We start from the raw sequence: 22,489 nt of genomic DNA on the forward strand, positions 1-22,489 counted from the left end.
TCACATCCTGCAATAATTTGCGTACTTTTATCATATCCAATCCTGCATGTTTTAGCAACCCTGAATCTATTTCAAGTTATGTTCTGTTTTGCTATACTGTAAAAGACTTCAATTAAAGGAGCTTTAAACAATGCGCTTGATTGCACTACTGATTCTGCTTATCCCTGGTGTGATTGCTGTTTTGGGAATCAAGCTGATCAGGGATACTTTATTCGGCATTTTCCATCCAGTTTTCTTTCATATCGGAATTCAATTTGTAGCTGGAATCCTTTTCATCATTGGAGGATTGGCATTTATTGGTGGATTTATCGTCCATCGTGATCGCAAACGCAACCTTACAAAAAAATGATCCGATCAACGGTCACTTCACTCTTAGAGAAGTGGCTTTTTCTTTTGGAATGATGAAACACACCATTGTTACGACATGAATCACACTGCCTCTGTCTGTTATACTTAGACCACGTATTATGATCGATCGCCGATCCAAAGATTGGAGTCTTTATATGGAAAAATACATGACTATGTTCAAAACACAATACCCTTTCAACTTATTGACTGAAGAAGAACTGGAGGCATTATTCCAAGATGCTGAAGTTCGTCATTATAGCAAGAATGAATTCATCATCCATGAGGATCAGGATGACGATTCGATCGACATCCAGTTCTTGATGAACGGACTTGCAAAGAACATCATGCACCGTTCGAACGGCCAGCAGATTTCGATCCGTTTCTACTATCCAGGAGATCTCGTCGGAGTAATGATGTACTTGACGAGTGGAGAAATGAAATTTTCCGTGCAGGCACTGGAAGCGACAAAAACATTGTGCTTCGATAAAGAAAAATTCTTCAGTATCATGTCAGACAACACGAACTTCTCCAAAGTGGTGGTCGATGGAATCAGCAACCTGATGAAGTCGCTATATAATGAAATAAAATACAAAAGTTCAACGTCAGAAGACGATGACGATAAAGAGCTTTTCAAAAAGCGCGCGGACGCCTATATGGAACCACCTACCTTCATTAATCCGGAGGAGTCGATTGAAAAAGCAGCTCGAATCCTCCAGCAGGAAAAGGTGGAAGCTTTGATAGTAAGTAATGATCAGGAAATCATGCTTGGGATGATCGGTTATTCCGATATTTTGCGTGCGTATTTTGAAAACGATCATAAAAGCCCAGTCAAAGATTATATGGAAGAAGAATCATTCGCTATCGCTGATCAGGATTTCATTTATGATGCATTGAGTTACTTGAAGCACCATCCGACCGAATTGATTCCCGTACTGCACCGCGAGACAATCGCAGGTGTACTGAGACAGTCTTCATTCTTTACGATCAAGAATTCTGTGTACTTCGATTTGACATACAAAATATCGAATGCGACAAGTGTTGAAGAATTGAAGTCCCTTTCACCGATTTACAATAAACGGTTCCAGCAATTCGTCGCTTCGTTAGTTGAAGATAATATGTACGCATTTGACGTGACGGAGCTGATTTCGAATTATAATGACCGTATTCATAAGCAGGTCATTCAAATTGCTGAAGAGGAAATGATCAAGGAGGGACGCGGTGCGCCACCGATTAACTACTGCTTCATTGTAATGGGAAGCCTTGGAAGAAAAGAGCAAGCGTTCAGCACGGATCAGGATAATGGATTGATCCTATCCGATTACGAAGACCTTCCGTCAGCATCGAAAATTGAGGATTATTTCAAACGATTGAGTGAAAAAATCAATACAATGCTTGCTGATTGCGGCTTTCCACTATGCACTGGTGGAATCATGGCTAAAGAAGATAAATGGCGCAAGTCTGCTCAGGCTTGGAGTGAGAGCATCAAGACATGGGTGGCAAAAATGGATGCAGAGGAAATTCGCGACTTTACAATCTTCATTGATTTCAGACCGATTTTCGGAGATTATTCACTCGCCTATGAGCTTCGAGAGTCCGTGGTAAAAAGAATCCAGCGCAGCCTTAACCTTCATCAACTGCTGATGAAAGACACACTGCGTTTCCGGGTCCCGATTCAACCATTCGGACGGATCACAGGAGTAGGGAAAAAGCGTTCATTGAATTTGAAAAAATCCGCCATCATGCAAATCGTCAACGCGATCAGAATCTATTCAATCAAATATGGTGTGGATGATATCAATACGATTAAAAGACTACGTCGCCTTAAAGAACTCGAACGTTTTCACCCAAGAGATGCAGAAAATGCAAAGCTCGCACTACACCGTCTGCTTACTTTCCGTCTGCAGGAAAACCTCAGGCAACTTGATGAAGGCGAACCTTTGTCCAATGATCTGACGTTACCACGCCTTAAAAAAGATGAGAAACGAGTACTTCGCGATGCCTTGATCATCGCCAAGCGACTGCAGCAGGTACTTGAATTAAGTTATAACAGGAATCGGGTGGTTTAATGCTTCCAATCGATTTACAGATATTAAAGTATATCTTTTTTGAGAAACCGATTTACCATTACAAAATCAAACCTTTTCTGAAATGGGACAGTTATCATCAGCTCACTGAGACATTAGAGCAGTATGAGACTAATCCGGACTTGCTGAAAAAGCCCTTGACTGAAACGCCTTTTACGATATTCGATCTGGAAACGACCGGGTTCATCCCAGAAATCGGCCATGAAATCATCTCGATCGGCGCAATCAGAATCAGCGGATTTCAGCATTGCCGTGTCAAACGCTTACATCAGATCATTCGTCCGATTCGTCCAGTCGGCAAAGAGACTTTGAGGCTGACCGGCCTGACAAGATCAGACATTGACAATGCCAGTTCGTTCATTCATGGATTCCAGCAATTTTACGAATTCAGCAAAGATTCCATTCTTGTCGCCCACCCGGCAAAATTTGATATGCGATTCGTAAAAACGATGCTGAAGCGCTGGAAGCTTCCGGTCTATGATCCACCTGTCATCGATTCCCAACTGATGGCCCAGTGGCTGCTGCCCGATAAAAAGCATCAGTTGGATCCCTTGCTAAGGCATTTCAAAATTAAAAAGCTCGAACGTCACCATGCATTGAATGATGCAATCATGACGGCAGAACTGTTTGAAAATCTACTGAGACTTACCCAAGAGACAGGAATCAAGAATTATGAACAATTGAACCGACGACTGAATAGAATTCCAGACCCCGATCCGTCCTTGGATATGACAAATTTATATGGTCAGTGAAGCGCATGAACTGTATGAGCCCCACTAGTAAAAGTAAAAAACCACGCCGCAAAGTAAGTTAATCTGCGGCGTGGTTTATTTAATATGTTAGAAAAACTCGGCTTATCGCCAGGTAATTATGGCGAAAGTCTTAGTATTTTCTAATCCCTTTAATAAAGCTTTCTTAAATTGCAAAAAAGGCCTTGTATAACGATTGGACTGCACGATCCAGCCCACCTGCCTTGATTCCGAACATCATCGATACTTCAGAAGAACCTTGGTTGATCATTTCAATATTGACGTCTACATCATTGAAGGCCTTGGTAGCCTTACCTGATATGCCGATCGTACGGTTCATCCCTTCGCCGACAAGCATGATCATCGCCATATTCCTTTCAATCGACACCATGTCAACTTCCAGCTCATTTTCGATGCGTGCTACCACTTTTCGTTCCTTATGCTCATTCATTTGGCTTTCTCTAATAATGACTGACATATCGTCGATTCCCGATGGCGCATGCTCGAATGATATATGTTCATCTTCTAGTATCTGAAGAAGTCTACGTCCAAATCCAAGCTCTCTGTTCATCAAATATTTACTTACAAACAATGTGAGAAACCCGTCGTCACTTGCAATTCCAACGACTTCTCCCTGCTGGTCAGGTCTTTCCGCAACAATCATCGTTCCAGGAGCATCCGGATTATTGGTGTTTTTTATGCAAACCGGGATGCGTTTTTTAAAGGCAGGTATCAGCGCTTCATCATGGAATACAGAAAATCCGGCATAAGATAATTCACGCATCTCCTTGTAAGTGAGTACATTGATATTTTTCGGTTGATTGACGATTGTCGGATTCACGCAATAAACAGAATCCACATCAGTGAAATTCTCATAAAGCTCTGCTTCTACACCAGCAGCTACAATCGAACCTGTGATGTCCGAACCGCCTCTGGAAAAGGTTACGAGCCTTCCTTCTTCGCTGAATCCAAAGAAGCCGGGGATCACAAGAATTTCATTGCGGTTTCTTAGCTGATACAAACGTTCCATACTCTCCGGAAGTACTTGTGCCTTACCAGGTTCATCACTAACTACAATTCCCGCTTCTTTTGGGTTTACATAGGCAGCTTCTGATCCTGATTGTTTCAAGTATTCGGCAAGAATCAAAGCTGTACCATCTTCTCCACATGCTTTTAATGCATCCATTGTCCATGCATCAATCTGATGGGACTCGATCACATTGATGATATTCTCCTTCAGTTGTTCGAGGACATCATTGTCCATCTCCAGACCTACAACTATATCTTCAAATCGTTGTACTACTCTGCTTAACGCCTGGTTGTAATCGGATCCATCAATTACCTTCTCAGCTAAATCAATCAGCAGATCCGTTGTTTTAATATCATTCGCGTCTCTTTTTCCTGGAGCTGAGACTACGATTACTTTTCTTTCAGCATCCGAATGGATGATGCTCGCTACTTTCTTCATCTGCGATGCACTTGCGACTGAACTGCCTCCGAACTTTACTACTTTCATCTATATACATCTCCCTGTTAGCAGACTAAAGTGTGCAATATTTTTAAATTTTATCACATTTTGTCTACCAACAGAAAGAAATTAATTACTTAGGCTCGGAAAAACTACATAAAAAAATTCCACCTCTCCGGATGGAATTTATCAAAGCGTGTATTGACTTTCACTGGCCTTCTGAGCTTTAAGTACGCCGAGTATCGCCAAAAACTTATCGTACCCATTCTGAGTCAGATCTCGTGCATTTTCCTTCACCTTTTCATAAAGGAAATCATTCTCCCCATATCGATGAAGATAAATGACAGCCTTGGATGTCCAGGTTTCCAGTTCTTCCCCTTTCAGCACTTTACCTACACCCCAATTGTCCATTGCCGCTTGTTCTTTAAGAGCTTCGGCTTCTTCGATTAATGCATCCAGATCCATGAGTTTCCTCCTTTACACCAATGAATAATTTCTTGGTAAAATACAGCCCCAGAGAGTAAAAAAAGGCATCTCTAAAAGGATGCCTTTTTACTCCGTATGAAAGGCATTAGTGGCGTTCTTGTGCTTAGCCTGCCTTATGCTCCAAGCGAAGACGATCCGCTACCATCGCAATGAATTCGGAGTTCGTCGTTGCCCCGGTAAGCCTGTCGGTTGGTTTCCGTAAGTTTAACGTTATGTTTATAGGTTTATACTAGCGTAATTTGTCGGTATGTCCGTAATTATTAGTTGGTATAATTGTATAGCGCTTTGCATAGCAATGCAACCGATTTTATCAAAGTATTTCGTCATATTTTGACGAACACCTCCGACTTAACGCCTTTCCGTTCCAATTCGCGCTCTAACTTCTCTTTCCGAGTAGGACTGACGGTATAAAAAACTACCCGCGGATAATGGCCGTACTGCTGCCAGATAGCCTTCGTCAGTTTCGCATATACTCCGATTTTATCCTTGTTCGTCCGCATTGTCTGCGTGTTATCAATTTCGACGAAGGTGTAGACGCCATTCTGCATATACATCGCGTCAGGCACGAGGTTGTATTGCTTATCGTCATATCCGAAGTTAACCGGCACCTCTGTCCGCCAGTCCGCCGGTTGCCCTAATTCGATATACAAGTCCGTCCTCATTAGCGTATGGTCCATTAGCGTCCGGCTAGGCGTTGCTTTCGTGGACCCTATCCGCTCCTTACCTCGAGTAGATACGTAATACACCTTATACTCTTTCCGGTAACTGAGGAGGAGCCGATCGGATTCCATTTCGGAAAGGATTCGGTGAGCGTTTCTATCTCCGCCCAGGTCTTCGAGTACCTGCAGCTGACGCCTGTTAGCGAATCCTAACTTATCCAATTTCGATATAATCGCCTCTTCTCGGAGTATCCGTTTTTCTTGCTTGGTTAACGTTGTCGCCATTCCGAATTACCTCCCGTTTATTTACCTTATAACGCTTTAGGCGGTTCCACATTTCAGCATCGTCGATTAAAGGCGCCTGCAACTCGACTACTTTATCCGTCCGGTACAACGCTCTTCCTGGCACCGCTAGTTTCTCCGCGCCATTTTGGTCGATCGCCACTTGCGAAGCAGTATCCGTAGGCAACCGAAAAGATATGGCACCGTCGCAGTTCTGCTTAACTTGACGCGGCAAAGTATCAGCGGTCGGATATTGCGTACCAAAGATTAACCGGTACCCTAACGCCCCACCTATCCGAGTTATTTCCGATAGTGCACTATGGCACGACGCAAGCTTCCGTTTTTCTTTCTTATTATGATGAGTTTCCGGAGCCAGTTGCGCCCCCTCGTCTACAAGTACGAACGTCCGCTTCTTAATCGGAGAATTAATTACGTTGTTATAACCTTTTCGTCGGAAGTCGATCATATCTTTCCGGAGTTCAGCCGCTACTTCGTCCAGGCATTCTTTAGCCTCTTCGGTGTTAGACGCCACTCGAACGACTTGCTTTAGCGCTTCATATTCGCCGAACTCCAGACCGCCTTTCATATCGATAATATAAATACGGACGTCCTCCGGATTCTTCTCGATTAGCGACGTCATTATCGTTTTCAGCATGACCGACTTCCCGTACCGCGTCATTCCTGCGATGGACATATGCGGTCGCTTATCGAAGTCGTGATAGACGTAACCCTCGCCGGTAATTCCGATCGGTGCCGCCCAACTTTCCGCAAGCTTCGGAATCGTCGCGTACGGTACCGAAGTCGGAAGGGTACTAGTATAAACGCGCACATGCAGCTTTCCGTCGAAGTAAACATGTACAGGCTTGTCGAGGGTTTTAGTCAGAATCGGCTCGAGCTTTGGATCATCGATTAATCCGTAAGGTACGTTATAGACATACTCCGCGAAAGTCGTTTTCCTAATTGTCCGTAACAGCTTCGGTTGGTAGTCCTTAACTCCGTATCTCACGTTGGCAAAAACCTTCTTTATTTTCCTTTTGTCACTATCCGGATTACCAGCGAACCAAACGGTCGCCATTCCCGCCAACGTCACCGCCCCTATTTCCCACATTTTCGTCGCTCCTTTCTTTATTTATGACGATGAAATAATCAAATAATATACTAGCCTTTTCCTGTGCTATGACTATGTTTGGAATATTCAACTATCAATTCATTAAAAGAAATTTGAAATGCAGGATAAAGCGTAGATAAAATTGAATTATTACTTGATTGGTAAATTCTATGTAGGCTAACAGACTAATTTGCATGTCCTTATGAATTTATTGTGATTTTCTTATAATTAAATTGTGCTTTGGGGTGGACAAAATGGAATGTCACTTAGGTAAGTACATAGACGAAAGTGGATTAAAGAAGAAGATGATCGCGGAGAAGCTAAGCGTAAATAAGAATACTCTTTCGAATTGGATAAAAGGGGAAACATACCCTCCAGTTAATAAGGCGCTGGAGTTAGGAGAGTTGTTAGGCGTTACAGTTGAAGAAATTTGGAAAAAATAAAAGCCCCTTTAAGGGGCGATGTCCTCATCTTCTTCATTAGCCATCATCTCTTCAAACATATGTAATGATTTTATATCGTACATCCCCGAATGAATAAAACGGAGCTGCCGGAACAAAAAAGAACGAAGTGCGTCATCTTCGACTAATGGAATATCGGATTGGAGTACACAATGGATAACTCCGGTTTCTTTATCCTCGACTACACGTCGGTCGAAACCTTCCGGATTGCTTATATCGATTGTAAAACGCCCACTACCAGCAAATTCATTTAATAATTCCCTAATCTCATATGGTTGACTTATCATCTGCCCGCCTTCTTTCTGTAATCCTGCAATTAATTATACTCCTTAAAACATCTGAAGGGATGGTTTCTTAGAATTGTTCATAAAAATGTTAAAAGCACCCACTCAGGGTGCTCTAGCTTTAATTCGACAAATAATGCCGTACAACCTCGTTAATAAATTTTTGAAAATCAGCCTGTAAGCTATCATCATACTCAAAGTCGTAATAAACATCCTCATAGTTCTTAGTGATAGCAGGATCAATTATTACTTCGTCATTATTACTCATTTGTAAAATTATTTTATTGGGTGTGGACTTCTTTAATAAACCACATTCTTCGTGAATTTCTTTAATTGATAAAATGTCGCTGACTTTATAGGTGATTTTTGAAAAGTGCTTCTCCTTATCGGCAGTAAAGACCTTTAAAGCTCTTTCTCCTTCATCCAATAGAAATAAAGTCCCCTCTGCACTTCCTATACTTTCGATAAAGTGGTGTGTAGTGGATGAGAAAATATCTCTATCACCTTCCTCTAGTTGAACATAGGTTCTTAAGTTCCTAACTGAAGTAGCACTCAGCCTATCAAACGTATTTATAGTTGATGTCATTTAACAACCTCCTCACCCTATATTTCTACATCCTTTTCCATTTACCTTCTTTTATTGGGATAATATGTAATAAGCGCCCCTACAAGGGCGCCAGTATTATTTCCAATCAACGCGGATTAAACCGCTCTGATCCATCCTAACGTATTTCGGCCTCTTCCCCTGCTCGTGAAGGTAGCGCAAGAACTGGACATACTCATGCGAATCTACGAATATTAGGGTCTTCATTAGCGCCACCTCCCTGTCGCACGCAGCCACACGCTATATTGATCCGTTGTTTGGTTTGATGACATAGCTCTAACTCCTACCTGCCCTCCGCTTGTACCCCCGGAAATCGCCATCCACCTATTCAGCGAAGAAACATCACCGGTAACGACAATAGGGGCATCATCGGAAAATGTAGACGGATATGACCACGTTTGTGTTTCCGATCGATAGAGGGATCCGGTTGGTACGTCCGTCGCAAGGGAAAACGGTTGTCCCCAACACTCCAAGACGCCATTAGAGTATTTGACGAAGTGGCCGTTAGCGTTACTGCCACTTTCCACTTCAAGTACAGTTTCTTGCCATTTACCCCAAGACCCTTGAGCGGATATTGCATTAGTCGCCCTGCGAAATGTGCCATAAATCTCATAATTGCTCGAGTAATCCCAAGCGAAAAGCGTAAACTCCTGGATCGCTGTATTGGTTTTTTGACCGATTGTCAGAACATATGCTCTTAAATCACCAATGTCCCGTCCGTAATCTGAAGGTGTTACCCCTATTGAATTAAGCCAACCTAGCATAATCGAAGGGTAATCTTCTCCATTAAGGTAAAACTGTGATAAGCCTTCAGCAAATTCCACAGGCATTGCGTCAGCTAGCCTAACATCAACGGAGTCTACCTGTTGAGTGCGGCGAGAAGGGTTATCTACTCGACCGCAAAGAAACGGGTCGCCACGTTCATCCGTGATTTGCTGCTCCTCAACGAATGATTTCCCCGCCGTTATCAATATGTTAGCCAAACTGATCTCATAAATAGAATCATTTCTAATTAATTCCGGCGGTTCAGGACTATCTGATGGTGTGCCTGTTCTTATGAAGACTTGCAGAGGATTCTCTGCATCAGGTGTACTGTCTTTTCTAACTACAACCCTATCGGTGCGATCGTATGTTGCATTTGCTGTGTCCAATATTTTATTCAAATCAGTAGTATTTCTGTATTCGTGACCTTCAAGAAAAGCACTTCCCGGTTGAATAATTACATTCATGGTATCTGTTGCAATTACCTCTAAGCCTGTGAAAAATCCAGTAGATAAGAAGTTCTGAAAGAACTCCGAGAAATCCTGCGAATCATATTCAGGACCATTGAAAAACCTTCCTAACTCTGCCATATTATCACTCTCCCATTAATTTATACGTGCCATTCCATAGCGAGATGTCTAGCTGCCTGGCGGTACTTACGCGCAGTTTCAGCCGGCGACAATGGCTGCGTACTGTTAATCGTAATCTGTTGCGTAATGCCATTCGGTTTAGATTCGTCTCTATTCCGTTCGCTTCGGCTACCTCCGTATCGATACGAATAGTCCGGGCGTACTTTGGACGTTTTATAGCCCGACCTAATACCGGAAGCCTGTGGAACTGCCGGTACTGCAGCAAATGCAAGCGTATTAGAAGCGCGTTTAATCGAACGCAAGCTATTCGTCATACCTTCAGCGAGTCCAGCACCGACCATCTTACCGAGATAAGTCGTCTCACGGGATGGCGAATGGATCCGTAGCGCGCCTTTGATCGTATCTTTAATGGAGCTCGCGATACTTGCCGCCTTGTCCATCAACTTACCGGCCATTCCAGTAATACCGTTTAGTAGACCTTCCATGATATTACGACCGGTGTCTGCAAGGTCGATACCACCGAAGAAGTCCATTACGTCGCCCCAGATATCGGTGATTTTGCTCTGGACACTCTCCATCTTGTCCGTTACCCTGTTCTTTAAATCAAGGAACTTGCCGACTACTTTACCGACCAGTTCACCGGCTTTTTGCGTAGCATAGTCTCGAATGGCATTGAAGGTATTTACTACGTTGCTTTTCAGCTCCAAGAACTTCAGAACTACCTTCGCTACTAATTCGCCCGCTTTATTACGGATATACGACCATGCCGCCCGCATTGTTCCGCTGATATTCTCCCAGGTACGTTTCGTGAACGCTGCAATCTCGTCCCAATTTTTGACGATCAGGATAACCAACGCGACTACGCCCTGGACGAGCAAGCCGACCGGCCCTCCAAGGAATCTAAGCAAAGCACCGCCACCGACTCGCATCGCCGCGATAATCTGCGTCTTAAATGGCGCCATCCAGGAGATAATTTTGCCGACCGCCCCTGCGACTCCACCGCCGAGCCCCTTAAATGCTGCTCGAGTGAGCGCAATACCGGGAATCAACGTCATTAGGACACCGAATAATGACATAGCAACTCCGATAATCGTACCTACCACCGGATAAGTTTCCATCATTTTATTAGTCCATTCTAGAAAAGCGTTGGTAATGTCGAGGATTTTCGTGCCGACTGGCGCTAATCCAATTCCTAAATTAATTATGAACATCGTTAGGTTTCCTATAAGATCAAGCACTTTGGGACCGTTCTCTCGCACGAAGTTAAGGAAGTCCTCGAACTTCTTCGATTCTGAAAGACTAGCCGCCCAATCCCTAAAGCCTTCCGACATTCCCAAAAGACCGTTCTGCATATCGACTGCTAACGGATTGAACGCAGCAAGCATCGAAAGTGTTCCCGTGAGAAAGTTTCCGATTGCCTTGCCGATTGTTTCAAGCGCTGGTCCTGCCGAGGTATTGAGCCAGTAAAAGATCGCTTTAACGTCATCAGCCTTTAAATTTCGTTCGAAGGCGTCGATAAGGTCGTCTACCGCCCGGACAGCTCCGTCGATTACCGGCCAAGTCGTTTCCATCAACTGCTGGAGTATGCCTAGCGACCGGTTGAACTGATCGAGTATAGGAGCTTCAAACCGTTTAGCGAACTTGCTGAAGAATGACCCAAATTTCTTCATCGCCTCGAGCGAAGCTAACTGCGACTTTGTGAGCCCGTCCTGCACCTTCTTCAACTGCGCTAGTGCCTCCGCTTTCTCTTCCGGTCCCTCCGCACTTGCCACCGCCTCTTGAGCAGCCGTCAATTTTTCCTGTGCTTTGAACACGCCAGTAAGCGCAGGTACAGCAACCAAACCGTAGCCACCCGCCGCCGCCCCTGCTGCAGTCAACGAGGAAGCAAGCGCCATGATACCGCCTGCAGTCGATCCGATAATCGGAGAAAGCGCAGGTAAGACGGAGATTAATGATCCGAGGAGGTTAATCTTGATTACTTGGCCGGTGTCTCGGCTTGCGTCGGCAATCCGGTCCATCTGCCGCCGATATTCCTGGTAATTCGTTTTAAGCCTTGTCCTAATCGTACGAGGTACCGCATCTGCCGCCTCTTTTGCCGCCTTCATCTTCGTTTGATAGACGGCAGTGTTAGCGTCCAGGTCAGGCGTGATGTTCATCCGGTCAACTCGCTCGGCCGTTCTGCGGAAGGACTCTAGTTGCGTCTGCATTTTGCGTAATTTTTTTGTGAAGCGGTCAGTAATGCTAACAGTATAGTAAATTGATTTTTTAGCTGCCATTTTCAGTCCGCCTTAAAGCGTCAGAGGCGGCTTTGAGGTGTTCCTGCGTAAGTTGACCGTGAAACTCGCTACCAGAACGGTCGAACTCTTGGATCGATTTAATCGCCTTCTCTAAATGCTGCTTAGATTCGCGTAAGGGTTCGGACAACTTTTTCTCTTTAAGTTCGCCTAACTTCCGCTCAATCTGCTCGTATTTCTTGTTGTGTTCCGCCTTTGCCTTTTCCATTTCTTCCGGAGTGTCAGCGTCGTAACCTCCGATTACGTTTTTTAGCTGTTTATACAGCTTCAGATATTTCCTGGTGTCTGTGTTTGGTTTTTTCATCTTTATCCCTCCTCAAAAAGTAGCTCCTCCGCCGGCAGGGTGCATCATCGGAGCATACAAAAAGCCATCCAAAAGGATGGCTATAGTTATCAGTTATTTGGTTTACTTAACAAAAACTTTGCCTGCGGTGCGGTCGACTCTAACTACTTCGAAATCTTTATTAGACTCAATCCAAGGACCAATTTCTTCATTGCTGTGAAAGACAAAACATGGTTCATATTCGTTGATCGTTACGCTTATCTCACCTCTAGGATTAACGCTTTGAGTAGAAACTGTGATGTTAGGATGAGTAGCGCAGTAGCTTGCCAATGCTTCTTCATCAACAAACACTTTACTGAAACAGCTGATGTGCTCCCTCTTAAATTTAGGTTTAGGTTGTTCTTGTCGAGATACTGTTACTTTTGGTTGAATGCTGCTTTTTTCATCTAATTGAGTGCTTGCAAATGGCGTTTCAGATTTGTTATACATAGTAATTCCTCCTAATTTGGTTTGGTATTGATCAGTTCCTTATTTACTCTTAATGTTGATTCAACTAGTTTTTCTGCCTCAGATAGCTTGGCACTAGATTTCGCTTTTCTATATCGGACCACCCCCTTATACCGAGTCAGATAACCGGTCTTTAATTCAACGCCTTTGATCTCCAATATTCCGTAGTCTTTTGCCTCTAATAGGTCGTACACATAATCCGCCAGATGCTTGAACGCGTTCTGATTCGTAATTGTTTCCGGAATATAAATGGTATGTTTATCTACCGTTTCACCCTGGTTATACTCGACTATGCCGAACGCTGTTTCGTTTTCCGTGATTGTGACTGACGCGACAAACTTTCGTCTATTGGTACGGCCGTCAGCAGCTCCGCCGTAAAGATCATCGTACTGATCGAATAACATCCGTTCCTTTCCGTCATCTACGATAAGTGGTTTAAACGTGAGTGATACGCTACGCACCGCTTCAAATACGTCGGTTTCCAAACCTCTCGCAATGATTTCTTCTGTTTCATTTACGGTAATTAAAAAACCGCTTTCCCCGACGGTTAGGGTTGCGCCAGATTCGGGAACCAGCGGAGAAGTTTCACCGTTTTTATTAGTTCTGATAAGTTCAACTCCAGTTATAGAGTTTTTATAATGGTCAAAAACTTTTGAAATGCAGGTGATTTCCATGCATCAGCCCCCTAACGCGAAATAGTGAGTGCATACAACAGATTTCAAAGGAAATAAGCGTTATTTTTGCACACTAAAAAAGCCGTTGGTGTATTTACACTCAACCGCCCGCAATCGCCTGTATGACGCTATTTTTGTCAAATATCTGCTACGTTAGTATCGAACATTCTTTCCGCCACTCGGCGTTGTACAGCCGGAATCTTGAACTGTACCGCAGTTAATCGCCCTCTGTAGAAGTAGTCGGCCATGATAATCCAGCCTTTCTTTAATTTATAGCGCTTAATGCGTCGGATCAGTTCGCGGTCTTCGGTGTACCCCGCAAGCCATCCAGTTTCTAGTCGCCAGACTTCATTATCCATCTTTCGTCACCTTCCCCCGGTCTTCAATGTCTCGTAGTGCTTTTCCGTCTTCTGAGCTTATAAACTCGCCGGTACTGAGGAAATTAGTAATTGCTTCTTCGTGGTATGGGCTTCTTATAATCATGTCAAAAATTATTTCGTCCATCTTTTCTTTACTGGCAAACTTTGAAGCTGGCTTATTGTGCTTACGGTAATTGCATTTTTCATGGCAAACCACGATATTCCAAAAAGAATTATGCGCTCCCTTTGACATAGGGATTACATGGTCCACGCTGAAGTCATCTCCAATCTTCTCTCCGCAGTACACACACCCTCGTTTTTGAGCGAATCGATAAGCTACCCGTAGCTCGTCCATCGTCAAATCATCCAGAACCTCACAATTTTTCGCCCTAGCCTTCGCCACATGAAAAGCTCGCATTAACCTACCTCCAGAAGTTTTACGATATTCCGAGTTATACTGGCGCTGGCATGGTCGGCAAATCCTCCGATATCCGTCTTTGTTTGCAGTCTGTGCGTTGAATTGGTCGAGGGGCTTTTCTATTTCGCAGCTACGACATATTTTAGTAGTGCTCATCTGCGACACCTCCGACCGGTTGATCGTGCTCGTCAAGACGACCCTCAATACAATCGTTTCTTTCATTGGTTAAGCCTAGGATTTCGACTAAGTGCTGATAAATTTTTGTTTCCTTCATTTCCCTTTCATCTCCTTACTTTCATTGCAGCCCTCTAGAAGTCGGTACCGCTAGAATGATCTCTTGACTAAAATCGCCTGTTGACATATAATTATTATGGATATTTTTGTGATTTTTATTGTTTGGACTAAAAAAATTCCCTTTTAATTCTGTAAAGAATCTTCTCACTAATTCTCCGAGCACCAGTTTCTAGCTGTGATAGGTAAGCGTCGGTAATCAGAAGCTGTTTAGCCATTTCTTTCTGTGTTAGTTCGTGCTTGAACCTCAATTCTCTGAGTTTCTTTCCATCCATAAAACTATCACCCCTTTTAATATTTTTTTGATAAATTAGCTATTCGCTTAAAAAATATACCTAAACATAATCAATATTGCCAAAAGGCGCTCTACGCCTCATAACGATTCCCCTTATACCTTTGTACTGCGGCTAACTCCTTCTATGCTCTATCGCTTTCCTCCGAGCTGATTGCAGATGCTTTTCTCCGTATTTACTTACAAGATAAGAAGTTATTTCATCTGGATCCATGCGATATGTCTTAACCTCACTCGGATTCCGGTCTGACTTCGCAAATTTCACTCGGACCCTATGAGCCTTTTCGCCTCGCTTATCCATTGGTGTGCAGTATTTCGGTTTCCTACGCCCACCTATTCGTTCGGTGCGCTGCTTGGCTGCAGCGATTTGTTCGACCTTACTTAAACCATAAGATGGCTCGTGCTTCCACGTATGCTTTAGCATTTCATACTCATTAATCCAGAACGGATATTCCAACCAATCAAGGTAATACTCTTGTTTCTTTGTTTTCTTCGGGTTGAGAAGTGCTTTATCAGCCTGCTTCATCTTCCGATTTAATGTATCTCTAGCAATCTTGCATTCTTTGGAGCAAGTCTTACTATTATTCGGTCGCGTTTGATCATTGTAATGGTAGCCGCAATAGTCACACCGCTTAATGCGTTTGTTTCCGACGTCATGCAGTTCACCTTTCATCAACGAAGTGATGGTCGGCAGTGATTCTAACATGCTTTTCCCTTCAACGAATTCCCTCGCATACTCCACGGCTCCAGTTCCAGGATTTCGGTAGTTACCTTGCTTAATTTTCATATCTATTTCCCCTTTAGTAGTTTATTTGGATGTTATAGGGTTGTACATTTTTGAACCTAATAACTTATTTATATATGGGAGTTACCTAAAAGCAGGTGGCCGGAGGTTAGGGTTATCCCGTGTGCGCTTGCCATCTCCCTTCAAACTCTCGTCGCTTTACGAATTCACGGATTTCTTTTATATCACAAAGCATCAATGCAACTTCGACCATCCCCTTTTCTGCGGAAACCTCGACCGACTTTTCTTCGTCCTGATTACATTCAAATGCGAGTTTGTATTTATTCGGTTTATATCGGACTTGTCCAGTTTCCAAGCTTCTTGCTCTATCAACCTCTGCTTTCCTGTGGTATTCAATAAAACCACATTCAATCAGCTTCTTTATTGCAGTAACCACGGTTGGCCGAGATTTAGTTCCAATCATTTTCATAGCGGTGTTAATCGTCAGATAAAAGATATTTCCGTATCGTTTACTTGTAATTAACATCGCGTAGGCGAGCTGTTTTTGCCTAAAAGTCCCGCAACCTAAAACCGCCAGAATTTCCGATTTATATATCGTGAGTGATTGGTCTGACTCTTTAACCGTAATATCGTTTTTAAATACATAACCGACTAACCTCTCCGCTTCTTTACGCCAGTATTCCGGCGTACTTCCTTCACTAAAGTAATTCCGTGGAGTCGCGAGCAAGATATCCATTATCACGCCTACCGCTTCTTCTTCCTCCCAACCTTGCGAGTTACCGAAACAAGCAAGTGTAAAAGTCGTTTTATGCCTCGTTCCACTTTGCATTAGTCGTCCTGTTTCGATTATTTTTCGAGCTCTTTGTAAAGCGCCTGATAGATCTACGGCATTTACAGTAATATCCGTGCTAGACGCGACTTTCTCGAACTCTTTTATCTGTTCATCCGTCAAGCCGAAGTCGGTATCGGTAATGAGCGTAGCAGACATCGGTTTAATTCCGAGTATATATTCGTAGCTTTCGATTGGTTCCAACGTGTAGTTATCGACATACCAGCAGCGATTACCGGTTTGTTGGTGAACACCTAACGGTAACTTGACTCCTTGCGTCCAGGACGGTCGGAACTCGATCTCGCCTTCAGGTATGTCCCCGACTTCAATAAGTACCGATTTAAAAAATTCACGTAAATCTTCCACTCTGACTTGTTCATTGAAGAATAAATCTACGTGATAACCCTTATTACCTGAATAACTTACATGGATATCTTTGCGATTGATAGCGTACTCAGTTTCGAGAGTATAGACCAATTTTAGCGTGATCCATTTCGATAAACTTTCTTTCGCACAGTCAACATCGAAAGTAATAAACTTACTGAACGGCCCTCCAGAGAAAATGCCGTATGTCAGATCACCTTTTAGATGCGTGGGCACCATGCTGTCGTTAAACTTAGCCACCCTGTTATCAGGAGCATAGGATAGGGTGACGTACTTCCCTTCCGGAAATTGAACCAGATATTTACTTCTCGTTTGAATGTACAACTCATTAAACTTATTTGTGAGCTGCTTTATTGGCTGTTCCATCAGTTAACCCCTTTTCGATGTGTATTTAGATAACTCCACCTCTAACTCTTCGCTGTTCTGAAAAACAAAAACTAACTTACCAGGTCTCTTGTGCGAAGGTTCTATATGAACTAGCCGATAATCTTTAGCGACCAAATCATTCGCTACCCTCAAACTTAAAACACACTTGTACTTTTCCATTTTCAACTCTCCCCTTTTTTGAAATGGGCCGGCTGCCCGAAAATATCCCCCTACTATACCTAACGCGTGCCAACTCTCTCTCGCACAAAATTATATACACGAGGTTGTCCAATCGTGCCGATTTCCACCGAAACTCTTCCCTCCGCAAAAGATAATACTGTTCCCGACGGATAATCTTGCGCCTCGTGCATATTTCCTTTCACAAAATAATATTCATTCCCACACTTTCGAGTTAATTCCCTCTAAAATAAAATACGCGCCCCAACTAAAAATCGTGCGCTCCCTATAATATGTAATATGCATTAGTTCGCATATAGCGCAATTTTGTGTAAAATTACACCGAAATTTGCGCAAAATAAAAGACCGCACATTGCCGTGTGCCGTCTTCCGTACCTTCCGGGAAATATTTCCCGACTATTTAAGATAGCCAACGTTAGGATTTAGCGAGTATTTGCCGACCGTTGCCGCGGTCCTCAGCTTATACGTTTACTAGCGATAATTCCGTAGACCTCGACTCTTCCTCGATTCTTTGAAACACCTCCTCGATACGCATTGTGCTATTTAAGCTCGAGCGGACCTGATCCCCCTTCTCCGACCGCCTGAGGTACTCGTCGTTAACCCTGCGGAAATTGCGACGTAGCAGGTCGTACATGGGCTGGATGCGTACTAACTGGTCCTTCACCGCCCGACGTTGCTGCAGCACTTCTTTAAGGCGGAGAGTCGTCTGCAACCCGTCAGTCAGGTCGAAGTCAGAACGCTCGATGTCGTGATATATTTCGGAAATCTCCTTATCGAAACGGCTCTGTAGCGCATTTAAACGCTCGTAAGTAACCGTGATTTCCTCATTTAAGTATCGTAATTGGTCGAAATAGTCTTGTGCGGATGTAGTCATCGTAAATTCCTCCCGTATTATTATTTTTATTTACCGCCAGATATTACCGGATCCTTCGCCATCACTTACACCTCCTTAATTTTTATAATGAGGTTCGCAAAGCTACGTACAAGAACGCCAGACTAGTCGTGAACAGGACGCCCATCACCGTGTTAGCTTGCCGATCGGTCATTGCGCGTTGACTCCGGCACGAATCCAATCGACCAGCCCTACGTTATCTCCGATAAGTGCGTTCAGCATATCGCGGGTTTGTTCGCCACCGGAAAGGTAGCCGACGGAGAATAGCGCCGAGTTATCTTGGTAAACGTGGACGATATCGCCTTCCCTCCGATCATATTGATACACGTCGAAACCGTCGTTATCTGACGCTAGGACGAGCCCTGGTGCGATGATGCGACCCTTTCCGTCCGTGTAAATGACCGGTGTGTCGTCTACTTCCGTGCTGTGAAAATGAATATTAACGTTTACTTCTTCCGTTGTTCTCATTATTGAGACACCTCCATTTTATTTACGCTGAATGCTTGCGCTAACTTGCGAGTGTGTTCGTCGCCTTCTCGATCTGCGTGGTAGTTAAGTGCCGCCCAGATAATGGCTGCGTCCTTGTACTCCATAGTAGCGACTACTTTCGACTGGCTGACGTCGTGAACTACGTGACAAGTGGAGTGCAAGGTTTCTACCTGCGGTTGCATCGGTTGAGTGGTTCCGTCTGAGCTGATCCAGAAACAAGTACTCATATTCCAACCTCCAATTACATATTTCTGTAATGAGTAATACTTAATTACACTTTACTGTAATAAGAAATTATTGTCAACAAGTAAATTACACATTTGCGAAATTTTCTGCTAAAATAGAAATAACAAATTACACGGGGAATACGAGGGGATTTATTATGGAAAGAAAGATTGTATTAAAACTGAAGCAACACATTGACAATTTCCCAGGCACCCAAAAGGATTTTGCGCAAAAGGTCGGATTACGAGAAGCTACGGTAAGTCAATTAGTGAACAATAAATATGACCGTATTCAGTTGACGCACATACTTACTTTAATGGACGCGATAGGCACAAAAGACTTTAACGATATTTTTGAAATAAAAAGTGTAGATTAATTGCATCAAAAAACGCAGCAGGGAGTTAGGCCTGCTGCGTTTATCTTTGATTTATTGATAATTCGAATAACCTGTCTAGATCTTCATTAACCCGATTTATATCTGAGTCCAACTTTTCAGTTAAATCTTGAATTTGTGTTTTGAAATACTCATTTTGGTTTGTTAGTGTATTATTTTCATTTTCTAAATTCTTAATTTTTTCATCTAAATTGGAAACCTCATTTTCGCTTTCATCACTATTAAAGAAGTCGGAAAGCAAAAACACACAAAGTCCAAGGACTAAAAAATTCACCGCAAAAATCCATCCCCATTTTTTTCTTCCGTGTTCTCTCTTAAAGTTAAAAACCAATTCATTAAGTATAAAAGCTAAAACACTCAGCGACAGTATGATTGACGCGTTGATTGCAATAAGTCCAACAATCATATTTTCCTCAATTAAGCTTATGGAAGAAATATTAATTCCGATAACCGAAAAAGCTGCTACCATAATCGAGAGTACAGTAACTTGGTCTTTTTGAGAATTTTTTATTTTTCTTTCATAATCAATTAAAGTATTCCCTAGTTCCATTTGTTCTTCTTCAAGTGAAATCTGCTTCTCATTTATATCTTGTTGTGATTTGTCAATCTCCTTTTGATATAAGGCGACCTTTTCACTCTTATGAAAATTATCCTCATGTATTCTCTGCATTCCACGGTTTGTAATGCAAGTCGTTGAATTATGTGAAGCAATCTCCTCCAAAATTGAACCTGACCTTTGAAATTGATTTAATATCCATAATGAATCATCTTTAAGGTTCATACTGTCAATCTCGAAGTCACTGAACTCTAGATTTTTTAAAGTGAAGAGGTGCGGAAAGTGTTCATGAATCCAATTAAGATTGTATTCAACCAAAAAGGGAGCGTACATACTTTTAATATCGTCACTAAAATTGGTTTTTTCAACTTTAATACCACTTAATCCACCTGAGGTGTAAATAATATAACCATTAAGGTAAAGTACCTTAATTAGAGAAAAAAAATCTTCCTCTTCATAATCATCCTGGTGTTTACCATATACAGATGATGTAGGTATTGAGTAAAAAGGTGCATTAGGATTAGTGCTAAACTGTTTAAAATTGCTATCAGCTAAAAAATATGATTTAAGTACACGAATAACTTTCTCAGATGAATATCTTGTTATATTCCACTGCATACCTTTATTGTTCATAAAACAATCTTTTTCAAACATCAATAAATCCTTTATCTCTTCTTCATTCATTCTCGATAAGTCGACAGTACTATACTCTACTAATTTATTCTGACTATTCAAATTATCCCCCCTGTTAATTTTCTCTGAATAACACTATAGTCTTAAATATTTTATCACTAAATTTTAGCATGTACGAGTTGGTCAACTTTTTAAAAAAGGGTTAATTACTTTAAAAAACTTAGCAAAGTTAATTCATACTGCTCTTAACTAGACCTTGTCTGGCGGGGCAAATTGATTTATACCGCCCGCGGGGGGTTGTTATTTCCTTCGCATATAAAAAAGACTGGCACACATGGCGCCAACCCTTCGATCAGAGGCGGAAGTCTTTGAGCGTTGCTTCGATTTCCTGCTCGCGGATCCCAATATATCGTTTTGTCGTAGCCTGGTCGGAATGGTTGAATATCTCCATCAAAGTAGCGACGTCCTTAGTACGTTGGTAATAGTGATAGCCGAAGGTTTTCCGTCCAGTGTGCGTACCTATATCCTTACGGCCAAGTAGGTCGGCAGCCTTCGAATAGATGCGATAAGCCTGCGTAGGTGTGATATGACCGTCACCTTTCCGGCTTGGAAAGAGCCAGCCATTGTTAGGCTTATCGACCAGGTAATCGGCTATGTCCGCCATTATTGCGGTTAGATACACACGTCGAGGCTTCTTCGTCTTACCTTCGTTTATAACCACGTTTGACCGCCCTTTAACGTCCTCAATACGTAACTTCACGATATCTCCGATCCGTAAGCCGGTATTAATCCCGATGTTGAATAAGAGCAGGTTCCGATCGGCTTGCGTCGACATTGCCAACGCTTCCCGAAACTCGTCTATCTCCGCTTTCGTTCGGAGAGGTTGAACGTCAACTACATCGCCTTTACTTCCACCTTGATAAGCCAATAAAATCGCCCCTTTTAAACGTATGGTTTTATCGATAAATTAATAATACCATACATTCATAGCGAAGACAATTAATAAATGCATTAATTACGGCATTTCAAGCGTATGGAAATAGATAATAGCATACATTCATTAAGAGCAAATCATTGCCTTCGGCCACCTGCTTTTAGGTAACTCCCATATATAAATAAGTTATTAGGTTCAAAAATGTACACTCTAGTAGCTGAAAGTTTCGGAAGCGTGTCCGTCGTGAACGCTCTGGCTGGTAAACCGTGCGAAATTCCGCTATATGTCCGCCTACGTCCAGCGTTGCAAAGCGTTATAGAGGCGCGCAGAAGAGGCGTGTGGCTGGTAAATCATGCGTCAAACCGCTTAATTTCGTGCATTCCAAAGTTGTCCAAAGTGTCGCATAAAGGGAGAAAATGTAACTACCCTTCAAAACGCTGTATCCGTTGATACCACTGGGTCCATGCGACTTTTTTGGGTACTGCGAAAAATGGTAGTATTATCGCTTAAGTCAGGTCACACGCTTCCATAATAAATTTGAGCGATTGGACGTCGCCAGCTATAGCCGCATTACATAAATAACTATCTTTCTTACCGTAGTGCTTTCGGACATAGGCTTTTACGTATTTGTCATATTCTTTATCGAAGTCCTTGCGCTGTTCCCATCGCCATACCTGCATTCGGCTTACTTCTAGAGTATCCGCGATCTCCTGACGTGTGTATCCATGGAATATCATCCTGATAGCTAAATGATGACGTTCATCTAGGGGCGGAACCTGTGACGGTTGCTTACTCCTTTTAGATTTTCTAGGCATATCTTCACTCCTTTCAGTAATTGAGC

26 protein-coding genes are annotated in these 22,489 nt (G+C 42.8%); 5 read left to right on the forward strand and 21 right to left on the reverse strand.

Going from position 1 to position 22,489, the window contains the following annotated elements; genetic code table 11:
* The first annotated feature begins 130 nt into the window (after window positions 1-130).
* The 3 genes from ACFQ2J_RS05525 to ACFQ2J_RS05535 all read left to right on the forward strand — a co-directional run bounded on the left by ACFQ2J_RS05525 (window position 131) and on the right by ACFQ2J_RS05535 (window position 3,184).
* The gene (locus ACFQ2J_RS05525; RefSeq protein ID WP_386057326.1) at window positions 131-349 is read left to right on the forward strand and encodes a DUF2627 family protein; all 219 of its coding nucleotides are present in this window, start codon (window positions 131-133) and stop codon (window positions 347-349) included.
* Between the two features lie 154 nt (window positions 350-503).
* Complete coding sequence (locus ACFQ2J_RS05530) at window positions 504-2,414, forward strand: DUF294 nucleotidyltransferase-like domain-containing protein (protein WP_386057328.1); 1,911 nt, start codon at window positions 504-506, stop codon at window positions 2,412-2,414.
* Entirely contained in the window at window positions 2,414-3,184 is a 771-nt protein-coding gene (locus ACFQ2J_RS05535) for a 3'-5' exonuclease (protein ID WP_386057330.1), read from the forward strand. The genes ACFQ2J_RS05530 and ACFQ2J_RS05535 overlap by 1 nt, the downstream gene beginning before the upstream one ends.
* Before the next feature lie 163 nt (window positions 3,185-3,347).
* Here the strand turns inward: ACFQ2J_RS05535 and ACFQ2J_RS05540 are convergent, their stop codons facing one another.
* From ACFQ2J_RS05540 to ACFQ2J_RS05555, 4 genes are all read right to left on the reverse strand, one after another.
* Complete coding sequence (locus tag ACFQ2J_RS05540) at window positions 3,348-4,697, reverse strand: aspartate kinase (RefSeq protein ID WP_386057332.1); 1,350 nt, start codon at window positions 4,695-4,697, stop codon at window positions 3,348-3,350.
* A 141-nt stretch (window positions 4,698-4,838) separates the two neighbouring features.
* Window positions 4,839-5,114 carry a hypothetical protein gene (locus ACFQ2J_RS05545; protein WP_386057334.1) on the reverse strand — a complete coding sequence of 92 codons (276 nt, stop codon included), beginning with the start codon at window positions 5,112-5,114 and terminating at the stop codon, window positions 4,839-4,841.
* A gap of 344 nt (window positions 5,115-5,458) precedes the next feature.
* A complete protein-coding gene (locus ACFQ2J_RS05550; RefSeq protein WP_386057336.1) occupies window positions 5,459-6,079 on the reverse strand; it encodes a replication-relaxation family protein in 621 nt (206 codons plus the stop codon).
* Complete coding sequence (locus ACFQ2J_RS05555) at window positions 6,009-7,184, reverse strand: FtsK/SpoIIIE domain-containing protein (protein WP_386057338.1); 1,176 nt, start codon at window positions 7,182-7,184, stop codon at window positions 6,009-6,011. The genes ACFQ2J_RS05550 and ACFQ2J_RS05555 overlap by 71 nt, the downstream gene beginning before the upstream one ends.
* Before the next feature lie 254 nt (window positions 7,185-7,438).
* Here ACFQ2J_RS05555 and ACFQ2J_RS05560 point away from each other — a divergent pair, with 254 nt between their 5' ends.
* Complete coding sequence (locus ACFQ2J_RS05560; RefSeq protein ID WP_386057340.1) at window positions 7,439-7,627, forward strand: helix-turn-helix domain-containing protein; 189 nt, start codon at window positions 7,439-7,441, stop codon at window positions 7,625-7,627.
* A gap of 8 nt (window positions 7,628-7,635) precedes the next feature.
* Here the strand turns inward: ACFQ2J_RS05560 and ACFQ2J_RS05565 are convergent, their stop codons facing one another.
* The 14 genes from ACFQ2J_RS05565 to ACFQ2J_RS05630 all read right to left on the reverse strand — a co-directional run bounded on the left by ACFQ2J_RS05565 (window position 7,636) and on the right by ACFQ2J_RS05630 (window position 18,885).
* Window positions 7,636-7,932, reverse strand: coding sequence for a hypothetical protein (locus ACFQ2J_RS05565; protein WP_386057342.1), 297 nt, complete (start codon window positions 7,930-7,932; stop codon window positions 7,636-7,638).
* 118 nt (window positions 7,933-8,050) lie between these two features.
* The gene (locus ACFQ2J_RS05570) at window positions 8,051-8,515 is read right to left on the reverse strand and encodes a hypothetical protein (RefSeq protein ID WP_386057344.1); all 465 of its coding nucleotides are present in this window, start codon (window positions 8,513-8,515) and stop codon (window positions 8,051-8,053) included.
* A gap of 224 nt (window positions 8,516-8,739) precedes the next feature.
* Window positions 8,740-9,885: a hypothetical protein gene (locus ACFQ2J_RS05575; protein WP_386057346.1), complete on the reverse strand. Its 1,146-nt coding sequence runs from the start codon at window positions 9,883-9,885 to the stop codon at window positions 8,740-8,742.
* 20 nt (window positions 9,886-9,905) lie between these two features.
* Complete coding sequence (locus ACFQ2J_RS05580) at window positions 9,906-11,903, reverse strand: phage tail protein (protein WP_386057348.1); 1,998 nt, start codon at window positions 11,901-11,903, stop codon at window positions 9,906-9,908.
* A gap of 247 nt (window positions 11,904-12,150) precedes the next feature.
* Window positions 12,151-12,483 carry a hypothetical protein gene (locus tag ACFQ2J_RS05585; RefSeq protein ID WP_386057350.1) on the reverse strand — a complete coding sequence of 111 codons (333 nt, stop codon included), beginning with the start codon at window positions 12,481-12,483 and terminating at the stop codon, window positions 12,151-12,153.
* 102 nt (window positions 12,484-12,585) lie between these two features.
* On the reverse strand, window positions 12,586-12,951 hold the full coding sequence (locus ACFQ2J_RS05590) for a hypothetical protein (protein ID WP_386057352.1): 366 nt from the start codon (window positions 12,949-12,951) through the stop codon (window positions 12,586-12,588).
* An 11-nt stretch (window positions 12,952-12,962) separates the two neighbouring features.
* A complete protein-coding gene (locus ACFQ2J_RS05595; protein WP_386057354.1) occupies window positions 12,963-13,643 on the reverse strand; it encodes a hypothetical protein in 681 nt (226 codons plus the stop codon).
* Window positions 13,644-13,780: 137 nt separating this feature from the next.
* Window positions 13,781-14,002, reverse strand: a complete 222-nt coding sequence (locus ACFQ2J_RS05600; protein ID WP_386057356.1) for a hypothetical protein — start codon at window positions 14,000-14,002, stop codon at window positions 13,781-13,783.
* Complete coding sequence (locus ACFQ2J_RS05605; protein ID WP_386057358.1) at window positions 13,995-14,420, reverse strand: HNH endonuclease; 426 nt, start codon at window positions 14,418-14,420, stop codon at window positions 13,995-13,997. The genes ACFQ2J_RS05600 and ACFQ2J_RS05605 overlap by 8 nt, the downstream gene beginning before the upstream one ends.
* A gap of 401 nt (window positions 14,421-14,821) precedes the next feature.
* A complete protein-coding gene (locus ACFQ2J_RS05610) occupies window positions 14,822-14,986 on the reverse strand; it encodes a helix-turn-helix domain-containing protein (RefSeq protein WP_386057360.1) in 165 nt (54 codons plus the stop codon).
* A 132-nt stretch (window positions 14,987-15,118) separates the two neighbouring features.
* On the reverse strand, window positions 15,119-15,790 hold the full coding sequence (locus tag ACFQ2J_RS05615) for a hypothetical protein (protein ID WP_386057362.1): 672 nt from the start codon (window positions 15,788-15,790) through the stop codon (window positions 15,119-15,121).
* Between the two features lie 112 nt (window positions 15,791-15,902).
* Window positions 15,903-17,327 (reverse strand): TOTE conflict system archaeo-eukaryotic primase domain-containing protein, encoded by a 1,425-nt coding sequence (locus ACFQ2J_RS05620; protein WP_386057364.1) that lies wholly within the window; start codon window positions 17,325-17,327, stop codon window positions 15,903-15,905.
* Window positions 17,328-17,985: 658 nt separating this feature from the next.
* The gene (locus ACFQ2J_RS05625) at window positions 17,986-18,399 is read right to left on the reverse strand and encodes a hypothetical protein (protein ID WP_386057366.1); all 414 of its coding nucleotides are present in this window, start codon (window positions 18,397-18,399) and stop codon (window positions 17,986-17,988) included.
* 168 nt (window positions 18,400-18,567) lie between these two features.
* Window positions 18,568-18,885 (reverse strand): hypothetical protein, encoded by a 318-nt coding sequence (locus ACFQ2J_RS05630; RefSeq protein ID WP_386057368.1) that lies wholly within the window; start codon window positions 18,883-18,885, stop codon window positions 18,568-18,570.
* A gap of 403 nt (window positions 18,886-19,288) precedes the next feature.
* Here ACFQ2J_RS05630 and ACFQ2J_RS05635 point away from each other — a divergent pair, with 403 nt between their 5' ends.
* Complete coding sequence (locus tag ACFQ2J_RS05635; protein ID WP_386057369.1) at window positions 19,289-19,507, forward strand: helix-turn-helix domain-containing protein; 219 nt, start codon at window positions 19,289-19,291, stop codon at window positions 19,505-19,507.
* A 40-nt stretch (window positions 19,508-19,547) separates the two neighbouring features.
* Here ACFQ2J_RS05635 and ACFQ2J_RS05640 read toward each other — a convergent pair whose 3' ends face one another.
* The 3 genes from ACFQ2J_RS05640 to ACFQ2J_RS05650 all read right to left on the reverse strand — a co-directional run bounded on the left by ACFQ2J_RS05640 (window position 19,548) and on the right by ACFQ2J_RS05650 (window position 22,463).
* Window positions 19,548-20,816: a hypothetical protein gene (locus ACFQ2J_RS05640; protein ID WP_386057371.1), complete on the reverse strand. Its 1,269-nt coding sequence runs from the start codon at window positions 20,814-20,816 to the stop codon at window positions 19,548-19,550.
* A gap of 250 nt (window positions 20,817-21,066) precedes the next feature.
* Window positions 21,067-21,642 (reverse strand): tyrosine-type recombinase/integrase, encoded by a 576-nt coding sequence (locus ACFQ2J_RS05645; protein WP_386057373.1) that lies wholly within the window; start codon window positions 21,640-21,642, stop codon window positions 21,067-21,069.
* Window positions 21,643-22,154: 512 nt separating this feature from the next.
* A complete protein-coding gene (locus ACFQ2J_RS05650) occupies window positions 22,155-22,463 on the reverse strand; it encodes a helix-turn-helix domain-containing protein (RefSeq protein WP_386057375.1) in 309 nt (102 codons plus the stop codon).
* Between the last annotated feature and the right edge of the window lie 26 nt (window positions 22,464-22,489).

The sequence above is a fragment of the Thalassobacillus hwangdonensis genome, assembly GCF_042675915.1.
Taxonomy (GTDB): Bacteria; Bacillota; Bacilli; order Bacillales; family Halobacillaceae; genus Thalassobacillus_A; species Thalassobacillus_A hwangdonensis.